Genomic DNA, 19,780 nt, shown 5'->3' on the forward strand with positions numbered 1-19,780 from the left:
CACAATAAGCGTTTTGCGGGGTCGCCGATCCCCGGACGTCGCTTAAAAGGCGCCACGCGCGGCGCCGGGCCGCCCGGCGGATCGAAGCCACACTGTGATCTGACACGGGCGCCGACATCGGGCTTTTGCGTGAGAAATGTTTGAGAATCTCCGCACATGACGACGAATCACAGCCGTCCGCCGGACCCCTGCTTGCAGCGGACCATCTCGCGCCAGGCCTTTCTTCGCGGCGCCGTCGGAATGTTGGCCACCGGCGCGGTTTTGGGCACCGCGCGGGCGGCCGCCGACCCCGCCGTCGGCTGGGGCGGGCTGGCGTCCTCCATCGGCGGCACCGTTGTGCTGCCCACCAACAGCGCTCAATTCGCCACCAGCAAAAAGGTTTTCAACTCGTTCTACGACAGCTCCAGTCCAGCCGCGGTAGTGACGGTTTCATCGCAGGCGGACGTGCAGAAGGCGGTCGCGTTCGCGACGGCCAACAACCTCAAGATCGCCCCGCGCGGGGGTGGGCATTCGTACGTCGGTGCGTCCAGCGCCAACGGCACGTTGGTGCTGGACCTGCGCGGGCTCCCGGGTGGTGCCAACTTCGATGGCAACAACGTCACCGTCACCCCGGCGACCACGCTCTACGCGATCCAGCAGGCGTTGACCGGTCGGGCGATACCGAGCGGCACCTGCCCGACGGTGGGCGTCGCGGGACTCGCGCTGGGCGGGGGGATAGGCCCCGACAGCCGCCACGCCGGCCTGACCTGTGACGCGCTGCAGTCGGCGACGGTGGTGTTGCCCAGCGGCGACGTGGTGACCGCGTCCGCCAACGACAATCCGGATCTGTTCTGGGCGCTGCGTGGCGGGGGCGGAGGAAACTTCGGGGTGACGACGTCGATGACGTTCTCCACCTTCGCGACGACCGACAGCGACGTCGTGCGGCTCGACTTCCCGCCCGCGTCGGCCACGCAGGTGCTCGTCGGCTGGCAGTCCTGGCTCAGCGCGGCCGACCGAAACACCTGGGGCATCGTCGATCTCATGGTCGGCTCGGCGCCGAATTGCCACGTGCTGGCGACCTGCCCCGCGGGGGCGGGGTCTGGAGTGGTCGATGCGATCAAGTCCGCGGTCGGGGTGGCGCCCACCTCGGTTTCGAACAAGACGATGAGCCGGACCGACTTGATGATGTTCCTGGCCGGCGGTACTTCCACGCCGCCGGCGCGTTCGTTCGTCGCCGGGTCGGACGTCATCGGCCCGGTCGATTCCACCGCGGCGCGCGCCATTGCCACTGCGATCGGGCAGTGGCCCTCGGGCGCCGGGCAGGCATCGGTCCTCGTCGACCCGCTCGGTGGCGCCGTCGCGGACGTGGCATCGGGCGACACCGCGTTCCCCTGGCGCAATCAGTCCGCCGTCTTGCAGTGGTACGTCGAGCCGGCCGGCAACCAGGTCACCGCCGCAAACACCTGGCTGAGCTCGGCACACCAAGCGGTGCAACAGATTTCGGTCGGCGGATACGTCAACTATCTGGAGGCCGGCGGCGCGCCCGCGCGGTACTTCGGCTCGAATCTGTCGCGGCTGACGACGGTGCGGCAGAAGTACGACCCGAACCGGATCATGTTCTCCGGGTTGAACTTCTGAGGTTTGCGTCCGTCGGAACGTCCAGCGCGGGTCCTTTGGCCCACAAAGCGGGCCCGAAGGCCCTAGCGAACGTGGCGGCCTGGTGCGGAAACTTTGGGTATCACGGCTGCACACCCAAGGCAGGTCAGACATGTTCACGCAGGCACTCAAGCGCTGGGGCGGTGCCGTCGCTGTCGCGGCGGGTCTTTGCACCATGGGTACAACGGGAACGGCCGGCGCGGACTACGCCGGTGTCCCGGAGTGGTACTCCCAGGCCCAAGAGCATCTGGCCAACACGGCGAAGTACATGCAGGCGGTGGTCGATGCGATCGAAGCCAACGACCTCGGCGCTCTGCGATCGGCGTGTTCGGCCGTCCACGACGAGCAAACGATCGGTCTGCAGGCCCACCTGCCCACGCCGGACCCCGCGCTGACCAAGGCGCTGCAGTCCGAGATCAACGACTTCCACACGGCGACGCACCTCTGCATGTCGCTGGGGCCGAACAGCACACTGGCCGATCTGGACCAAGCCGACTTGTTCACCCAGCGCGCGATCGACGACCTCAAGACGGTCAACGACATCCTCGTCGAAGACCTGGGCTGAGGCCTTTTCAGCCGGTGACCACGAGGTCCGTGGCGGCGTGCTCCCTCGTAGAACGGATCAGAGCGAGCGTCCGCCGGTGGTGGCGGCGACCAGCCTCAGCCCGATCACCCGGCGAGGGTCGCCCTGATGCACACGGTCACATAGGGCAGCGCCAGCCCGGTCGAATTCGCCAGCGCCGGATGGGTGGCCAGCAGTTCACGCACCTGGTCCAGGGTCCTGGTGCGAACCTCGGTGGGTGAGGTGATGCAGTAGCTGCGCGACGCGACGAGGTCGATCAGGGCCTGCGGCGTAAGGTAATTGGTCCACTCGACCTGGTGGCGCTCCGGCTGGGTGAACGCATCGGACAGCGCGACGTCGAAGCGGTCCCGGTCACCGTCGGAGCCGATGATCTCGCCCAGCTCCCGCACCCAGCCCAGCCGCTCGTCGCGGGTGTTCCACACCAGGCCCAGTCGCCCGCCCGGCCGCAGCACGCGCGCCACCTCGGGAATGGCGCGCTCGGGATCCACCCAATGCCAGGCCTGGGCGACCAGGACGACGTCGACGCTGTTGTCCGGCAACGGAATGCCCTCCGCCGTGCCCAGCAGTGCCCGGGTCTCCGGCAAAGAGGTGCGCAAGACCTCCAGCATGTCGGGAATCGGGTCGACGGCCACCACATCCAGCCCGCGTTCCACCAGCCGGGTGGTGAGCTTGCCGGTGCCCGCACCCAGGTCCAACACCTGCCGCGCGCCGCGCGGCAACAGCCAGTCGATGGCCTCCGGTGGGTAGGAGGGACGTCCCCGCTCATAGGCCGCCGCCGCCGAACCGAACGACAGGGAGCGGTCGTGGCGAGAACGGGTCACCGCCGGCACGTGCCTTCGTTGGCGGCGAGATCCAGCGTCTTGCGAATCAGTTCCCCGACCGCCTCGGATTCCACCAGGAAGCCGTCGTGCCCGCAGATCGACTCGACGATCTGCAGGCCGCCGCAGCCCGGCAGCAGCTCGGCGAGCTCCTCCTGCAACCGCAGCGGATAGAGCCGGTCGGAGGTGATGCCGCCAACCACGGCCGGCACCGGGCAACCGGTCAGGGCCTTGCGCACCCCGCCGCGACCGCGGCCGACGTCGTGGCTGTTCAGCGCCTCGGTCAGCGTCACGTAGCTGCCCGCGTCAAAGCGGGCCAACAGCTTGTCGCCCTGATGCTCCAGGTAGCTCTGCACGGCGTAGCGGCTGTCCTCGCCCCCCTGCTTGTCGTTGCCGAACCGGGTGTCGAGCTCCGCCTCCCCCCGGTAGGTCAGGTGGGCGAAGCGACGGGCGATGGTCAGCCCGGTGTCCGGTGTGCGGCCGGTGCCGTGGTAGTCGCCGCCCTGCCAGTTCGGGTCGGCCTGGATGGCCGCGATCTGCGTGGTCTGCGTGCCGATCTGGTCGGCGGTCGCGCGCGCGCCGACCGCAAGCAGCAGCCCGGCCCGGACCCGGCTGGGATGGCCCACCATCCACTCCAAAGCCCTTGCGCCGCCCATGGATCCACCGACGACGGCGGCCACCTGGTCGATTCCCAGCGCGGCCAGGGCGGCGATATCGGCCTCCACCTGGTCGCGCACGGAGATCACCGGAAACCTTGAGCCCCAAGGTTTTCCGTCCCGGGCCAGCGAGCTGGGCCCGGTGGAACCGCGGCACCCGCCCAGCACGTTGGTGGCCACCGCGCACCAGCGGTCGGTGTCGATCGGCGCGCCGGGCCCGGCCACCCCGTCCCACCAGCCGCCGGTCGGATGTCCCGGGCCGGCGGGGCCGGTGATGTGCGAATCGCCGGTCAGTGCGTGCAGCACCACCACCACGTTGTCGCGGGTCGGCGACAGCTCACCCCAGCGCTGAACGGCGATACAGACGTCATCGATCACGGCGCCGCTCTCCGTGGTCAGCGAGCCGATGTGCACCAGGCCGATCTCGCCTTCGGCCGGCAGCGTCTGGGTGGGGACGTCGGAGATCGTCACGGCCGGGCTCCTAGAACGCCGCCACTGCTTGCGGGTCGGCGCCCGACGTCTGCGCGTCCGCCCGGAACTTGCGCGCCGCGGCGAAGCCAAGTTCCAGGTCGGCCAGGATGTCCTCGATGCCCTCGATCCCGACGGCCAACCGCACCAGGCCCGGGCTGACGCCGGTGCTCAGCTGCTCGGCCGGGCTGAGCTGGGCGTGGGTGGTCGACGCCGGGTGGATCACCAGGGAGCGCACGTCGCCGATGTTGGCGACGTGGCTGTGCAGTTTCAGCGCGTTGACGAACGCCTTGCCGGCCTCTACGCCCCCGGCCAGCTCGAATGAGAGCACCGCGCCGGTTCCCTTGGGCGCCAGCTTCTTCGCCCGCTCGTGCCACGGCGAGCTGGGCAGCCCCGCGTAGTTGACCGACAGGACGCCGTCGTGTCCCTCGAGGAACTCGGCGACCCGTTGCGCGTTGGCGACGTGGCGCTCGACGCGCAGGCTCAGCGTCTCGATGCCCTGGGCCACCAGGAACGCGTTGAACGGCGAGGCGGCGGAGCCGAGGTCGCGCAGCAGCTGCACGCGCGCCTTGAGCGCGTACGCCGGCGCTCCGAGCTCGGCGAACACCACCCCGTGGTAGCTGGGGTCGGGCGTGGTGAACCCTGGGAAGCGGCCCTGCGTCCAGTCGAAGGTGCCGCCGTCGACGATGACCCCGGCGATCGCGGAACCGTGCCCACCCAGGTACTTGGTGGCGGAGTGCACCACGATGTCGGCGCCGTGGGAGAACGGCTGGATCAGGTAGGGCGTGGCGATGGTGTTGTCGACGATCAGCGGTATCCCGTTGGCGTGGGCGACGCCGGCCACCCCGGGGATGTCCAGCACGTCGATCTGCGGGTTCGAGATGGTCTCGGCGAAGAACGCCTTGGTGTTGGGTCGCACCGCGGCCTGCCAGGAGTCCAGGTCGTCCGGATCGTCGATGAAGCTCACGTCGATGCCGAGCTTGGCCAGCGAGTAGTGGAACAGGTTGTAGGTGCCGCCGTAGAGCCGCGGGCTGGACACGATGTGATCCCCGGCACACGCGAGGTTCAATATGGCGAAGGTCTCAGCGGCCTGACCCGAGCTCAGGAACAGCGCGGCCACGCCGCCCTCGAGCGCGGCCACGCGCTGCTCGACGACATCGGTGGTGGGGTTGCCGATCCGGGTGTAGATGTTGCCCGGAATCTCCAGCCCGAACAGGGCCGCGGCGTGCGAGGTGTCGTCGAAGGTGTAGGACGTGGTCTGGTAGATCGGCAGGGCGCGGGCGTGGGTCGCCGGGTCCGGTTGCTGGCCGGCGTGTACCTGCTTGGTCTCAAAGGACCATTGCGCGGTCGGGTCGGCGTCGTCGTTGCTGGTGGTGCTGTTGTCGGGGCTCACGTGGGTTTGCTTTCTGCTTCGAGATTTGCGGATCGGGTGTCGGGGTCGCGGCGGCCGGGTGGCCGTGGGTTAACAGCGACACACGCTTCGACACATGAGCCGATCGCAAGGAGCTAAAGATGTGCACATCACGTCTTCCCCTCTAGTCAGGGGTCCGTTATGGCGGACCCGCGCTTGCCGCGCAGCCTGTGGCTACTAGACCTGGTCATCACCCGGGGCACCCCACCGCGGTTGGAGGGTTGCCGGCCAGCAAGCCGGGGCTTGATGCTGGCGCTCATGACCGATACAAAGACTAGCTTACTGTGCCGACTCAGTGCCAATGGCAGGTCGACACCTGCCCAAACGCCCTTGATAACGTGGCAGCAAGAACGCTGAGCCCCCCAGAGATCTGACCGATATTTGAATATTTTGACGCCGGGAGAGGGACCGTGAGCGCCGTACAGCCGACCGTCATCTACACACTGACCGACGAGGCGCCGTTGCTGGCGACCTACGCGTTCCTTCCGATCGTGCGCGCGTTCGCCGAGCCGGCGGGCATCGAGATCAAGACCAGTGACATCTCCGTGGCTGCACGGATCCTCGCCGAGTTCGGCGACGACCTGACCGAAGACCAGCGCGTTCCCGACAACCTGGGGGAGCTGGGCCGGCTGACGAAGCTGCCGGACACCAACATCATCAAGCTGCCGAACATCAGCGCCTCGGTGCCCCAGCTGATCGCCGCCGTCAAGGAGCTGCAGGGCAAGGGATTCAAGATTCCGGACTTCCCGCAGAGTCCGAAGACCGACGAGGACAAAGAGATCCGCGCCCGCTACGGCAAGTGCCTGGGCAGTGCGGTCAACCCGGTGCTGCGGCAGGGCAACTCGGACCGGCGCGCGCCCAAGGCCGTCAAGGAGTACGCGCGCAGGCACCCGCACAGCATGGGGGAGTGGTCCCCGGCCTCGCGCACGCACGTCGCCACCATGCGCCAGGGCGACTTCTATCACGGCGAGAAGTCGATGACGCTGGATCGCGCGCGCAACGTGAAGATGGTGCTTCAGACCAAGAGCGGGAAGACCCTGGAGCTCAAGCCCAGGGTCGAGCTGCGCGAAGGCGACGTCATCGATTCCATGTTCATGAGCAAGAAGGCCCTGGTCGAGTTCTACGAGGAACAGATGCAGGACGCCTACGAGACCGGCGTGATGTTCTCGCTGCACGTCAAGGCGACCATGATGAAGGTGTCGCATCCGATCGTCTTCGGCCACGCCGTGAAGGTCTTCTACAAGGACGCCTTCGCCAAGCACCAGGAGCTCTTCGACGAGCTCGGCGTCGACGTCAACAACGGGCTGGTCGATCTCTACAGCAAGATCGAGTCGCTGCCCGCGTCGTTGCACGAGGAGATCATCCGCGACCTGCATGCCTGCCACGAGCACCGCCCGGAGCTGGCGATGGTCGATTCGGCCAAGGGCATCACCAACTTTCATTCGCCCAGCGACGTGATCGTGGACGCGTCGATGCCGGCGATGATCCGCGCCGGCGGCAAGATGTGGGGCGCCGACGGGCGGCAGAAGGACACCAAGGCCGTCAACCCCGAGTCCACCTTCTCCCGCATCTACCAAGAGATCATCAATTTCTGTAAGACCCACGGGCAGTTCGACCCGACGACGATGGGCACCGTGCCCAACGTCGGCCTGATGGCGCAGCAGGCCGAGGAGTACGGCTCGCACGACAAGACGTTCGAGATCCCCGAGGACGGCGTCGCCGACATCGTCGACCTCGACACCGGGGAGGTGCTGCTCACCCAGAACGTGGAGGAGGGCGACATCTGGCGGATGCCGATCGTCACCGACGAGGCGATCCGGGACTGGGTCAAGCTGGCCGTCACCCGGGCGCGTAACTCGGGCATGACGGCGGTGTTCTGGCTCGACACCGAACGGCCGCACGAGGTGGAGCTGCGCAAGAAGGTCAAGGCCTACCTCAAGGAGCACGACACCGAGGGCCTGGACATCAACATCATGCCGCAGGTGTGGGCGATGAGGTACACGCTGGAGCGCGCGATGCGCGGGCAGGACACCATCGCCGTGACCGGAAACATCCTGCGCGACTACCTCACCGACCTGTTCCCCATCCTGGAGCTGGGCACCAGCGCCAAGATGCTGTCGATCGTGCCGCTGATGGCCGGTGGCGGCATGTACGAAACCGGGGCGGGCGGTTCGGCGCCCAAGCACGTCCACCAGTTGCTCGAGGAGAACCACCTGCGTTGGGACTCTCTCGGTGAATTCCTCGCTCTCGGAGCGTGTTTCGAAGACATCGGCATCAAGACCGACAACGAGCGCGCCAAGATCCTGGCCAAGACGCTGGACGCCGCGATCGGCAGGCTGCTGGAGGACAACAAGAGCCCGTCGCGCAAGGCCGGGGAGCTCGACAACCGCGGCAGCCAGTTCTACCTGGCGCTGTACTGGGCGCAGGAACTCGCGCAATCCGACGACGAGGAGCTGCGTGAGCACTTCGCCGCGCTGGCCGACTCGTTGAGCAAGAACGAGGAGACCATCGTGGCCGAGCTCGCCGAGGCGCAGGGCGAGACGGTCGACATCGGCGGCTACTACTACCCGGACAGCGAGAAGACGACTGCAGTCATGCGGCCGAGCAAGACATTCAACGAAGCGCTAGCCGCTTCGCAGGGCTAAGGGCCGCCGCGAAGAGAAAGTCGGACTCGACATGTCAGGCGAACACAAGATCAAAGTCAAGGGGCCCGTAGTCGAGCTCGACGGTGACGAGATGACCCGCGTCATCTGGAAGTTCATCAAGGACCTGCTGATCCTGCCGCATCTCGACATCAACCTGGATTACTACGACCTCGGCATCGAAAACCGCGATCGCACCAACGACCAGGTGACGATCGACGCCGCGTACGCCATCAAGAGGCACGGCGTCGGCGTCAAGTGCGCCACCATCACCCCCGACGAGGCCCGCGTCTCCGAATTCAACCTGAAGAAGATGTGGCTGTCGCCCAACGGTACGATCCGAAACATCCTGGGCGGCACCATCTTCCGCGAGCCGATCGTGATCTCCAACGTGCCGCGTCTGGTGCCGGGCTGGACCAAGCCGATCGTCATCGGCCGGCACGCCTTCGGCGACCAGTACCGGGCGACGAACTTCAAGGTGGACAAGCCGGGCACCGTCAGCATCACGTTCACGCCGTCGGACGGCAGCGAGCCGATGGTGCACGAGGTGGTGTCCATCCCCGAGGACGGCGGCGTCGTGATGGGGATGTACAACTTCAAGGAATCCGTCCGCGACTTCGCCCGCGCCTCGCTGGCCTACGGCCTGAACGCCAAGTGGCCGGTGTACCTGTCCACCAAGAACACCATCCTCAAGGCCTACGACGGCATGTTCAAAGACGAGTTCCAGCGCATCTACGACGAGGAGTTCAAGGACAAGTTCGAGGCCGAGGGGCTGACCTACGAGCACCGGCTGATCGACGACATGGTGGCCGCCTGCCTCAAGTGGGAGGGCGGGTACGTGTGGGCCTGCAAGAACTACGACGGTGACGTCCAGTCGGACCTCGTCGCGCAGGGTTACGGCTCGCTGGGGCTGATGACGTCGGTGCTGATGACCGCCGACGGCAAGACGGTCGAGGCCGAAGCCGCGCACGGAACCGTCACCCGGCATTTCCGGCAGTACCAGGCCGGCAAGCCGACGTCGACCAACCCGATCGCCTCGATCTTCGCCTGGACGCGTGGGCTGCAGCATCGCGGCAAGCTTGACAACACGCCCGAGGTGATCGAGTTCGCGCAGACCCTGGAGGACGTGGTCGTCGCGACGGTCGAGAGCGGCAAGATGACCAAGGACCTCGCCATCCTCATCGGCCCCGACCAGGAATGGCAGCAGAGCGAGGAGTTCCTCGACTCGATCGCCGAGAACCTGGAAAAGAAGCTGGCTAACTAGCCGAGGGGTTGGCGCCCCGGCTCGCCGGGCAGCACTCGTCGAGGAATTCGGTGATCAGGTCGGCGACGCGCTCCGGCGCCTCGAACATCGGGATGTGCCCCACGGCGTCGAGCTTGGTGACCTGGTGGTCGTCGGGCAGATGCGTGGTGAAATGCCGGCTGAACCTGGGTGCGGGCACGATCCGGTCCTTTTCGCAGATCACCAGGTGCGCCGGGACGGCGTTGTCGGCCAGCTCGCGCAGGCCGTGCAGCAGCAGCGACTTGACCAGCAGCTGGAAGTAGGCCGGGCAGTGCGCGACGTCGTCGATGCAGCCCAGCAGCTGTTCATCGCTCACCCCGTCCGGCGACGCGCTGATCGCGTAGGTGGCCAGCTGGCGGCTGAACGGCAGGCGCATCACCTTCGGGCCGAACAGCCAGGCGAGCACCAGCAGCGGAATGCCCAGGATGAACTTGGCGATCACCTCGAACTTGGCCGGGCTCCATCGCGTCCACCCGCCGGCCGGGGCGATGCCCATCACGCTGCGCGCCCGTCCGCGCCGCTCGAGTTCGAACGCGACCCATCCACCCAGCGAGTTGCCCACGATGTGCGCGGTATCCCAGCCCAGCTCGTCCATCTGCCGCTCGACGTGGTCGGCCAGCACCGCCGAGGACAGAAACCAGGTCCCCGCCGGCGGCCCGCCGTTGTGGCCGGCCATCGTCGGGGCGAAAACCTCGTAGCGCCCGGTGTCGGCCAGCCGCCGGGCGACGTCCTCCCAGACCGCCTGCGACAGCAGGAACGGATGCAGCAACAGCACCGGCTCCCCCGAGCCGAGGTGGATCGGTGGCCGGGTCCCCGTGTTGCTGTTGGTCCGCTTGCTCCCCATACCGCCGACATTAAAGGCGGTACCGCCGGTACCGCAAGCGAGGTGCGGCGCGGGCGCCCGGCCGGCCGGGCATCCGAGGGCGAGCGCCCGGCTGGCCGGGGACTCGGCGGAAGCGGGTCGCGTGAAAAGATCGGGGCATCATGAGCACCGCTACCGGATCCCGCCGGATCTTCTCCGGCGTGCAGCCCACCTCCGATTCGCTCCACCTCGGGAACGCGTTGGGTGCCATCACCCAGTGGGTGGCGCTGCAGGACGACCACGACCCCTTCTTCTGCGTGGTCGACCTGCACGCCATCACCATCCCCCAGGACCCCGAGGCGCTGCGGCGCCGGACCCTGGTCACCGCCGCCCAATACCTGGCGCTGGGCATCGACCCCGCCCGCAGCACCATCTTCGTGCAGAGCCACGTGCCCGCCCACTCCCAGCTGGCCTGGGTGCTGGGCTGCTTCACCGGCTTCGGGCAGGCCTCCCGGATGACGCAGTTCAAAGACAAGTCGGCCCGCCAGGGCGGTGACTCCACCACCGTGGGCCTGTTCACCTACCCGGTGTTGCAGGCCGCCGACGTCCTGGCCTACGACGCCGAGCTGGTGCCGGTGGGCGAGGACCAGCGCCAGCACCTCGAGCTGGCGCGCGACGTGGCGCAGCGGTTCAACAGCCGGTTTCCCGACACGTTCGTGGTTCCCGACCTCCTCATCCCGAAGGTCACCGCCAAGATCTACGACCTGCAGGATCCGACGTCGAAGATGAGCAAGTCGGCGGCCACCGATGCCGGCTTGATCAACCTGCTCGACGACCCGGCCGCGTCGGCCAAGAAGATCCGCTCGGCGGTCACCGACAGCGAGCGCGAGATCCGCTTCGACACCGACGCCAAGCCGGGCGTGTCCAACCTGCTGAGCATCCAGTCCGCGGTCACCGGTGCCGGCATCGACAAGCTCGTGGACGGTTACGCCGGGCGGGGTTACGGCGACCTGAAGAAGGACACCGCCGAGGCGGTGGTCGAGTTCGTCAGCCCGATCAAGGCCCGCGTCGACGAATTGTTGGCCGACCCGGCCGAATTGGAGGCGATACTCGCGGCCGGGGCGCAGCGGGCCGAGGACGTCGCCGGCAAGACCGTCCGGCGGGTCTACGATCGGCTGGGTTTCCTTCCGCAGCGGGGATGAGTCACACCATGAACGAGCCGGGCAAGGCGGGCATCCTCGACCGGCTGCGGGACCGGCACGGGTGGCTCGACCATGTCATCCGTGCCTACCAGCGCTTCGACGACCGCAACGGCGGGTTCTTCGCGGCCGGCCTCACCTATTACACGATCTTCGCGCTATTCCCTTTGCTGATGGTCGGTTTCGCGGCCTTCGGGTTCGTCCTCGTCCGGCGCCCGGAGCTGCTGAAGACGATCGACGCGCACATCCGGGCCCAGGTGACCGGCGCCCTGGGGGATCAGCTGCGGCACTTGATCAACTCGGCGATCGACGCGCGGACGTCGGTGGGCATCATCGGCCTGGCGACCGCGCTCTGGGCGGGCCTGGGCTGGATATCGCACTTGCGCCAGGCGCTGACGGAGATGTGGTGGGACGAGCGCATCGAGTCGCCGGGCTTCGTGCACAACAAGCTCTCCGACCTGCTGGCCCTGATGGGGACGTTCGCGGTGACCATGGCCACCGTCGCCCTCACCACCCTCAGTCATGACGCGCCCCTCGCCGCGGCGCTGAAATGGCTTGGCGTTCCGAAACTTTCGGTGCTGGACTGGCTCTTCGGGCTGCTGGCGATCGTCATCTCGACGGCGGTGTCGTGGTTGTTGTTCGCCTGGATGATCGCCCGGCTGCCCCGCGAGAAGGTCAGCGTCGCCGATTCGGCGCGGGCCGCGCTGATGGCGGCGATCGGGTTCGAAGCGTTCAAACAGGTCGGCTCAATCTATCTGCGGGTGGTGCTGCGCAGTCCCGCCGGCGCCACCTTCGGCCCGGTGCTGGGCCTGATGGTGTTCGCCTACGTCACCGCGTATCTCGTGCTCTTCTGCACGGCGTGGGCGGCGACGGCATCCGGTCGCCCGCGCACCCGCCACGTCCCGCCTCCCGCGCCGGCGGTCATCGCCCCCCGCGTGCAACTGGACGAGGGGATCAGCACGCGGCAGACATTGACCGCGGCGGCGATGGGAGCCCTTGGGGCGCTGGCACTTTCCCGGTTCACCCGGCGGCTTCGTTAGCCGAACCCTGCCAACGGCCTGCCACCATGATGGTGACGACTCCCAAATCGCCGTCCAGCACAACGAGATTCGCGTTATACCCGGCGCGCAGGCTGCCCACCCGCTCGAGGCCCAGCGCCCGCGCCGGCGTCGCCGAGGTGGTCTGCGCCGCGACGGCCAGCCCCGCGCCCGCGTACACGGCGCGAAAGATGCGGTCCATGGTGGCGGTGCTGCCCGCGATCGTCGGCGTCCCGCGCACCCGCGCCACACCGGACACGACGTCGACGGCGACAGCGCCGAGGCGAAACGCCCCGTCGTCGCGGCCGGCCGCGGCGATGGCGTCGGTGATTACGGCGACGCGGTCGGGGCCCGCGGTCTCGATCACCGCGCGCACGACGGCCGGGTGCACGTGCACGCCGTCGGCGATGACCTCCACGGTGACGCCAGGGTGGCGCAGCAGGGCGAGCGCCGGCCCGGGCTCGCGATGATGCAGCGGCGGCATGGCGTTGAACAGGTGGGTGCCGACCGTGGCGCCCAGCGCGACGGCGTGCTCGGTCTGCTCGTAGGTGGCGTCCGTATGCCCCACCGCCACAACGACTCCGGCGTCACGAAAACGCCGGATCGCATCGTCGGCCCCGGGCAGCTCGGGGGCCAGGGTGACCATCCGGATCGTGCCGGCGCCGGCGTCGAGTACGGCGTCGATTTCGGCGGGGTCCGGCTCGCGCATCTGGGCGGGGTCGTGCGCGCCGCAGCGGGCCCGGCTCAGCCACGGCCCCTCCAGGTGGACGCCCGCGACGACGCCTCGCCGGGTGGCGTCGGCGAGCGCGCGCACCCCGGCCAGCAGCTCGGCCGGCGGGGCGGTCACCAAGCTGGCGAGGGTCGTCGTGGTGCCGCGCCGCCGGTGGAATTCCGCCGCCGCGGTGATCCCGTCGGCGTCGGTGTAGGACGCCCCGCCGCCCCCGTGTACGTGCATGTCGACGAAGCCGGGCACCACCGTGCCGTCGGGGAAGTCCGCGTCGGCCGGGCGGGGCGGAGCGCCCCGGCCGCAGGCCAGGATCCGCCCGCCGTCCGTCTCCAGCCAGCCCGGCCGGCGGACCTGCCCGTCGAGCACCATCGTGCCCGCGGCGATCACTGGCACGGGTCCTCCCAGCGGCCGCCGTTTTCCCAGAAGTGCCGGATTTCCTCCAACTGGCGGCCCTTGGTCTCCGGCGCATACCGGTAGACGACGACGAGCGCGACCACCGCGAGGGACGCGAACACCGCGAAAGTACCCGCGCCCCCGAGGGAATGCAGCATGGTGAGGAACACGGCGGCGACAATCGCGTTGCCCACCAGGTTCGACGTGAGCATCGTGCTCGACCCGATGGACCGTAGCCGGGACGGGAAGCTCTCGCTCGCGTACACCCAGCCCAGCGAGCCGAACCCCATGGTGTAGCCGATGATGAACAGCAGTATGCCGGTGAAGCCGAGGAATGCGCCGCCGAGGCCCCGTCCGAACACTGCCATCAGCACGACGTCGGCGGCGATCATCATGGCGATGCCGGACAACAGGATTGGGCGCCGGCCCACCCGGTCGACGAGCAGCAGCGATGCGCCCACGGCCGCGAGGCCGGCGACCTGGACCAGGGCGGGCAGTCCCAGCAACGCGAAATTGCCGGTGAAGCCCATGGCCGCGAATATCCGCGGGCTGTAGTAGATGATCGCGTTGATGCCGGTGATCTGGATCAGAAAGCCGAGCGTGATCACGAAGGCGGTGGCCCGCGAATACGGCGGGCGCAGCATCTCCGACCAGCCGCCACCACCTTCACCCAGCGCGCGGGCCATCTCGGCCAGTTCCTCGTCGACCTTGGCGGTGGGCTCGACGCGCAGCAGCGCCGTTCGGGCGTCGTCGTACCGGCCCTTCAGGACGTACCACCGCGCCGTGTCGGGCGCTCGAATCAGCATGGGCAGCAACAACATTGCGGGCACGGTGGCCAGTCCCAGCATCCAGCGCCAGCTGTGGGTGCCGGCCAGCAGGTAGCCGGTCAGGTATCCGACGATGAGTCCGCTGACGATGGCCAGCTGGTAGGCCGTCAGCAGCGAGCCGCGCACCGCCGTCGGGGCCGACTCCGCCACGTAGACCGGGACGACCACCACCGCCACCCCGAGGGTCAAGCCCAGCAGCAGCCGGGCCGCCAACAGCATCGGCAGCGACACCGAGAGCGCACCCAGTAGCGCGAACGCCGCGTAGGCGACCAGCAGCAGCACCACGGATTTCTTGCGACCGATCGCGTTGGCCAGTACGCCCGCACCGAGCGCCCCGGCGATCTGCCCGAGCACCACCATCGTCGTCAGCAGCTCCTGTTGCCGCGTCGACAGCCCGAAGTCCTCGGTGACGTAGAGCTGCGCGCCGGCGATGATGGACAGGTCGTAGCCGTAGATGACGCCGACGCTGGCGGCGGTCAGCCCGACCAGCAATCCCCGCCGGGCGTCAGTCATCTGGGTGAGTCTAGTGTCGCGCCCGGGCCGCTTGTCCCCCGATCGGGGGACAGGCAATTCCACCCGTCATGTCCGATCGGGGGATGTTCGTGGCTGCTCAGCGCCCATAAATTCCATTCATGCCCCTCACGCTGGTGCCCACCGCCCCCGCACAGACCAACGCCTTCGGGCGACTGCTGTCGCAGGGCACGCTCTACACGACGGGGATGCAACTCAGCAATTGCGCCGTCGTCCTGCCCATCATCTGCACGCACCAGGGCATCAGCTGGGCGGCCGGCCTGATCTTTCCGGCGTACGGAATGGGCGCGATCACCGGAAACTCGATCTCGCCGGCGGTCCTGCAGCGATCGGGCCGGATGCGCCACCTGTTGCTGGCGGGGATCGGGGCGACCGCGGCGGCCATGGTCCTGCTCGACGCTTTGATTCCCTGGACGGGCAGGTTGACCGCCGCGGTGTTCCTGCTGACCTGCGTGGTCAGCGGGGTCGCCGTCGGGATCGGCTGCGTCGCCTATCCCGACATGGTGTCCAACAAGCTGTCGGCATCGCGGCGGGGCGAACTGCTGCTGGTCCAAGGGGCCATCGGGTCGGTGCTGGCCACCGGCGTCACGCTGTTGGTCGTGCCGATGCTTGCCCATGGCAACGAAATGGCATATCGCCGCGACCTGCTGTGGCTGGGCGCGGCGGGGCTGATCGCGTCTGCCGTCGCGGCGCTGTTCGTCGGCCCGATGCGGTCCGCTTCGATCGCCACCCGGATGTCGGTGCGGGACACCTACCGCCAGGGCTTCGCGGTCGCCAGGTCCCAGCCGTGGTTTCGCCGGTACGTCCTCACGTACCTGTTGTTCGCTCCGGTCAACCTCGGCACCTTCTTCTACACCCTGCGCGCCGCCCACCACCACGGCAGCCTGCATGTGCTGATCGTCCTTTCCAGCATCGGACTGGTTGTCGGTTCGACGCTGTGGCGCAAGGTGTTCCGGCTGTTCGGGGTGCGCGGCATGCTGCTGGGCAGTGCCTTGCTCAGCGTCGCCGCCGTGGTGATGTGCCTGGCGGCGGAGTCGAGCGGCCAGTGGTCCCACGCGTGGGCGTACGGCACGGCGTTCTTCCTGGCCACGGTGGGCGCTCAGGCCATCTTCCCCTCGGCGGTCTCGTGGATCAGCGTCCTGGCCGCCGAGCAGCATCGCGGAACACTGATCGGCTTCGCCTCGACACTGTTCAACGTCGCATCCGCCGTGCTGGGAGCCGCCCTCGGCGCGATCGCCCAGATCCACACCACCGTCTGGCCGGACGTCATCCTGCTGATCCTGACTATCGCCGCCGCCCTTGCCGCGCTGGGCGCGCCCGCGCCGGAGCGGCGGCGGGCGGTCCAGGTTCGCGTCGCAAGCCCGGACCGGTCCGTCCCCGCGGCGTCGCCGTCGCTGAGCCTGCAGGCCGCCTAGGGCCGCACCGTCTCCGGCGATTTGTCGGGGGGCGTCAGCAACAGGGCGCGCACCAGACGGCGGGTCGCGTAGGGCCGAAGCATCTGGCTGGCGGGGCGCGGGCGCACCCGTTGCGGCCACCAGAACCAGCGTCCGAGCAGCGCGGCCATCGACGGCGTCATGAACGAACGCACGATCAGGGTGTCGAAGAGCAGGCCCAGGCCGATGGTGGTGCCGATCTGGCCGATGATGCGCAGATCGCTGAACACGAACAGGGACATGGTGACGGCGAACACCAGGCCGGCGGCGGTCACCACTCCTCCGGTGCCGGCCATCGCGCGGATGATTCCCGTGTTCAAGCCGGCGCCGATCTCCTCTTTGAGGCGGGAGATCAGCAACAGGTTGTAGTCCGATCCCACCGCCAGCAGCAGGATCATCGACATCGCCAACACCAGCCAGTACAGGTCGACGCCGAGAATGTCCTGCCAGAGCAGGACGGACAGGCCGAAGGAGGAGCCCAGGGAAAGCAGGACCGTCCCGACGATCACGGCGGCGGCGATCACGCTTCGGGTGACGATCATCATGATGATCAAGATGAGGCTGATCGCGGCGACCCCGGCGATCAACAGATCGTAGACGGCGCCCTCCTGGATATCCCGGTACGTCGAAGCGGTGCCGCCCATCGAGATCGCGGCGCCCTGCACCGGCGTTCCCTTGATGGCCTCCTTGGCCGCCAGCTGAATCGGCTCGACGCGAGAAATCCCCTCCGTCGTCGACGGATCTCCCTCCATCGCGATGATGAAGCGGGCCGCCTTGCCATCCGGAGACAGGAACATCTTCAGGCCGCGCTGGAAATCGGGATTGTCGAAGGCCGACTGGGGCAGGTAGAACGAGTCGTCCACCTGAGCGGCGTCAAAGACCCGGCCCATGGCGCCGGGGTCCTTGCTGTTCATCTCCTGCTCCTTGTAGAAGGACAACAGGGTGCCGTGCCAGACCACCAGCATGTCGCGCATGATCGTCATCGTCGAAATCATGGGCGGCATTTGCGCCCGCATCTCCGGCAGGAGCCGGGTGAGGACGTCCAAATCCTTGACGAGGCCCTCTAATTTCTGGCTCAGCTGATCGACGTTGTCGAACGTGTCGAACACCGACCGGATGGCCCAGCACGCCGGGATGTCGTAGCAATGCCTTTCCCAGTAGAAGTAGCTGCCGATCGGCCGGAGGAAATCCGAGAGGTCCGCGAGGTGATCCCTGATGGTGTCGGTGGTGTTCGACATGTCGTGGGTGAGGTGGTCCATGTCGACGGTGTTGTCGACGATCTGACCCATCAGGTCGTACATGTGCTTCATGGTTTCGATGGACACGGTCATGGCCTGCTGCTGCACCACCATGTCGTCCAATCGGTCCTTCATGAATTGCATGTTCTCGGCATTAGAGACGCCCTGCATGCTGATGATGAACGGGATCGAGGTGTGTTTGAGCGACGTTCCCAGGGGACGGGTTATCGATTTCACCTGCGCGATTCCCGGGCTGTGAAAGATATATTTCGCGACCTTGTCGAGCACCAGCATGTCGACCGGGTTGCGCATATCGTGATCGGTCTCGAGTAACAGCACATCGGGGTTCAGCAGGGCCTGCGAGAAGTGTCGACCGGCGGCCCTGTCCCCGACCAGGGACGGCATGCTGGCCGGCATGAACCCGCGCAGATCGTAGGTGGTCCGGTAACTCGGCAACGCCAGCAACCCGATGAACGCCACCGCGCAGGTCGCCGCGAGCACCGGGCCGGGCCAGCGCACGATCGCGGTGCCCACCCGGCGCCACCGCCGGGTCGCCATCCTCCGCTTGGGGTCGAAGAACCCGAAGAAGCCGGCGACGGTGAGCACCGCCGGTCCGAGCGTGAGCGCGGCCAGCACCGCGACCAACATGCCCACCGCGCAGGGCGGCCCGAGCGACTTGAAGTACGGCAACCGGGCGAAGCTGAGGCAGTACATGGCACCGGCGATGGTCAGCCCGGAGCCCAAGATCACGTGCGCGGTCCCGTGAAACATGGCGAAGAACGCGGCTTCTCGATCGTCGCCCGCGTAGCGCGCCTCGTGGTAACGGCCGAGCATGAATATCGCATAGTCCGTGCTGGCGGCGATGGCCAGCAGCGTGAGCAGATTGACCGCGAAGGTCGAAAGCCCGAAAACGTTGTGGGAAGCCAGAAAACTGACCACCCCGCGAATCGCCCCCAGCTCGATACCGACCATGGCGAGGACGAGAATCATGGTGACCACGGACCGGTAGATGAAGAGCAACATCGCCGCGATCACCACACCGGTGATCAGGGTGACCCTCGCGATGCTCTTGTCGCCGGCCTCCGACTGATCGGCGATCATCGCCGTCATGCCGGTCACGTACGCCTTGAGCCCGCGGGGCGCCGGCGTGGTGTCCACGATGTGCCGCACGGCGTACACCGAATCGTATGCCGCCGTCTCACTCTTGCCGGCGAGGTAGACCACGACGTAGGCGGCCTTGTCGTCGGGACTTTGGGATCCCCCCGCGGTCAGGGGATCGCTCCAGAAGTCCTGGATGTGCGCGACGTGGCGGGTGTCGGCCGAAAGGCGTTGCAACAGCTTGTTATAGAAGCGGTGGGCGTCGTCGCCGAGCGGCTTGCTGTCTTCCAGCACTATCGTGGCCACGTTGTCGGAGCCGGATTCGCCGAACACCTTGCCCACGCGTTTGAGCGCCTGAATCGAAGCGCCGCCCGCCGGACTCATCGAAACCGAGTGCGCTTTGCCCACGGCTTCCAGCTGCGGGATCGCGACGTTGAGGACGGCGGTCAGCCCGAGCCACAACAGGGCGATCGGCACCGCAAACCGGCGGATCTGCCGCGGAAAAGGCGGGGGCCGAAAGGCCGGTGGGGTGGTTGTTTCGCTCATCCGGCGTTGACCTGGCAGAAGGTCAGCGCTTTCGGCCCGGTCTCGGACCGCTCGTCCTTCGTTGCGCCGTTCACCTTGATGCGACAGCCGATCTCGCCGCCGTTGCTTTGCGCCAGCAGGTTGACGGTGACCGATGTCAGCGTCGTCGTCAGCGTCTGCGACCACGGCAGGGGAGTGTCTTCCAGACGTTGCACGCGCGCGTCGGGATCCAGATAGGCGATCTTGGCGGTCGCGGCGGGGCCAAAGACCTCATAGGTCACGTGTTTCGGGTCGAACAATGGATCGTCGAGATCGGCTTTGACCCTGACAACGGGATGTCCGTGAACGCCGAACATGCTATGGAGACGATAGATACCGAAACTCGCGACACCGGCAATGGCGATGACGGCCAGCAGCAACCACATTCGCTTCACGGCTCTGGTAACCGAATTCATTTTTACCCTCGCGCTGTGCC

General features: G+C 67.5%; 15 protein-coding genes and 1 riboswitch. Of the genes, 7 read left to right on the forward strand and 8 right to left on the reverse strand.

Annotation, left to right across the window (positions count from 1 at the left end; all coding sequences use genetic code 11):
• Nucleotides 1–192 precede the first annotated feature (192 nt).
• Nucleotides 193–1,617, forward strand: a complete 1,425-nt coding sequence (locus G6N51_RS24140) for an FAD-dependent oxidoreductase (RefSeq protein ID WP_083170055.1) — start codon at nt 193–195, stop codon at nt 1,615–1,617.
• A 130-nt stretch (nt 1,618–1,747) separates the two neighbouring features.
• Nucleotides 1,748–2,200: a hypothetical protein gene (locus tag G6N51_RS24145; RefSeq protein WP_083169722.1), complete on the forward strand. Its 453-nt coding sequence runs from the start codon at nt 1,748–1,750 to the stop codon at nt 2,198–2,200.
• A gap of 104 nt (nt 2,201–2,304) precedes the next feature.
• On the opposite strand, the gene G6N51_RS24150 is transcribed toward G6N51_RS24145, so the two are convergent.
• Genes G6N51_RS24150 through G6N51_RS24160 form a run of 3 tightly spaced genes read right to left on the reverse strand, consistent with a single transcriptional unit; the run spans nt 2,305 to nt 5,553 of the window.
• Nucleotides 2,305–3,039: a class I SAM-dependent methyltransferase gene (locus G6N51_RS24150; RefSeq protein WP_083170057.1), complete on the reverse strand. Its 735-nt coding sequence runs from the start codon at nt 3,037–3,039 to the stop codon at nt 2,305–2,307.
• Nucleotides 3,036–4,163: a homoserine O-acetyltransferase MetX gene (gene metX, locus G6N51_RS24155; protein ID WP_083169724.1), complete on the reverse strand. Its 1,128-nt coding sequence runs from the start codon at nt 4,161–4,163 to the stop codon at nt 3,036–3,038. Before metX ends, G6N51_RS24150 begins: the two co-directional genes overlap by 4 nt.
• A gap of 10 nt (nt 4,164–4,173) precedes the next feature.
• Complete coding sequence (locus G6N51_RS24160; RefSeq protein ID WP_083169726.1) at nt 4,174–5,553, reverse strand: bifunctional o-acetylhomoserine/o-acetylserine sulfhydrylase; 1,380 nt, start codon at nt 5,551–5,553, stop codon at nt 4,174–4,176.
• Between the two features lie 165 nt (nt 5,554–5,718).
• Nucleotides 5,719–5,835, reverse strand: a riboswitch (SAM riboswitch).
• Nucleotides 5,836–5,981: 146 nt separating this feature from the next.
• Here G6N51_RS24160 and G6N51_RS24165 point away from each other — a divergent pair.
• Both G6N51_RS24165 and G6N51_RS24170 read left to right on the forward strand, forming a co-directional pair.
• The gene (locus G6N51_RS24165; RefSeq protein ID WP_083169728.1) at nt 5,982–8,216 is read left to right on the forward strand and encodes an NADP-dependent isocitrate dehydrogenase; all 2,235 of its coding nucleotides are present in this window, start codon (nt 5,982–5,984) and stop codon (nt 8,214–8,216) included.
• Nucleotides 8,217–8,247: 31 nt separating this feature from the next.
• Nucleotides 8,248–9,477 (forward strand): NADP-dependent isocitrate dehydrogenase, encoded by a 1,230-nt coding sequence (locus G6N51_RS24170; RefSeq protein ID WP_083169730.1) that lies wholly within the window; start codon nt 8,248–8,250, stop codon nt 9,475–9,477.
• Here the strand turns inward: G6N51_RS24170 and G6N51_RS24175 are convergent.
• Nucleotides 9,470–10,267: an alpha/beta fold hydrolase gene (locus G6N51_RS24175; RefSeq protein WP_167528620.1), complete on the reverse strand. Its 798-nt coding sequence runs from the start codon at nt 10,265–10,267 to the stop codon at nt 9,470–9,472. The two genes, G6N51_RS24170 and G6N51_RS24175, sit on opposite strands and share 8 nt — an antisense overlap.
• Nucleotides 10,268–10,479: 212 nt before the next feature.
• Between G6N51_RS24175 and trpS the strand changes: the two genes are divergently transcribed.
• Nucleotides 10,480–11,499, forward strand: a complete 1,020-nt coding sequence (gene trpS, locus G6N51_RS24180) for a tryptophan--tRNA ligase (RefSeq protein ID WP_083169732.1) — start codon at nt 10,480–10,482, stop codon at nt 11,497–11,499.
• 8 nt (nt 11,500–11,507) lie between these two features.
• A complete protein-coding gene (gene yhjD, locus G6N51_RS24185) occupies nt 11,508–12,536 on the forward strand; it encodes an inner membrane protein YhjD (protein WP_083170061.1) in 1,029 nt (342 codons plus the stop codon).
• Here the strand turns inward: yhjD and nagA are convergent.
• Both nagA and G6N51_RS24195 read right to left on the reverse strand, forming a co-directional pair.
• Nucleotides 12,517–13,653: an N-acetylglucosamine-6-phosphate deacetylase gene (nagA, locus tag G6N51_RS24190; RefSeq protein ID WP_083169734.1), complete on the reverse strand. Its 1,137-nt coding sequence runs from the start codon at nt 13,651–13,653 to the stop codon at nt 12,517–12,519. The genes yhjD and nagA overlap by 20 nt on opposite strands.
• On the reverse strand, nt 13,644–14,993 hold the full coding sequence (locus G6N51_RS24195) for a sugar porter family MFS transporter (RefSeq protein WP_083169736.1): 1,350 nt from the start codon (nt 14,991–14,993) through the stop codon (nt 13,644–13,646). The genes nagA and G6N51_RS24195 overlap by 10 nt, the downstream gene beginning before the upstream one ends.
• A gap of 119 nt (nt 14,994–15,112) precedes the next feature.
• On the opposite strand from G6N51_RS24195, the gene G6N51_RS24200 reads away from it, so the two are divergent.
• Complete coding sequence (locus tag G6N51_RS24200) at nt 15,113–16,426, forward strand: MFS transporter (RefSeq protein ID WP_083169738.1); 1,314 nt, start codon at nt 15,113–15,115, stop codon at nt 16,424–16,426.
• Here the strand turns inward: G6N51_RS24200 and G6N51_RS24205 are convergent.
• Together G6N51_RS24205 and G6N51_RS24210 are read right to left on the reverse strand one after the other, a co-directional pair.
• The gene (locus G6N51_RS24205) at nt 16,423–19,326 is read right to left on the reverse strand and encodes an MMPL/RND family transporter (protein ID WP_083169740.1); all 2,904 of its coding nucleotides are present in this window, start codon (nt 19,324–19,326) and stop codon (nt 16,423–16,425) included. The two genes, G6N51_RS24200 and G6N51_RS24205, sit on opposite strands and share 4 nt — an antisense overlap.
• Nucleotides 19,323–19,760, reverse strand: a complete 438-nt coding sequence (locus tag G6N51_RS24210) for an MmpS family transport accessory protein (protein ID WP_083169743.1) — start codon at nt 19,758–19,760, stop codon at nt 19,323–19,325. Before G6N51_RS24210 ends, G6N51_RS24205 begins: the two co-directional genes overlap by 4 nt.
• Nucleotides 19,761–19,780 lie beyond the last annotated feature (20 nt).

Origin of the sequence: Mycobacterium paraseoulense (assembly GCF_010731655.1) — a bacterium.
Lineage (GTDB): Bacteria > Actinomycetota > Actinomycetes > Mycobacteriales > Mycobacteriaceae > Mycobacterium > Mycobacterium paraseoulense.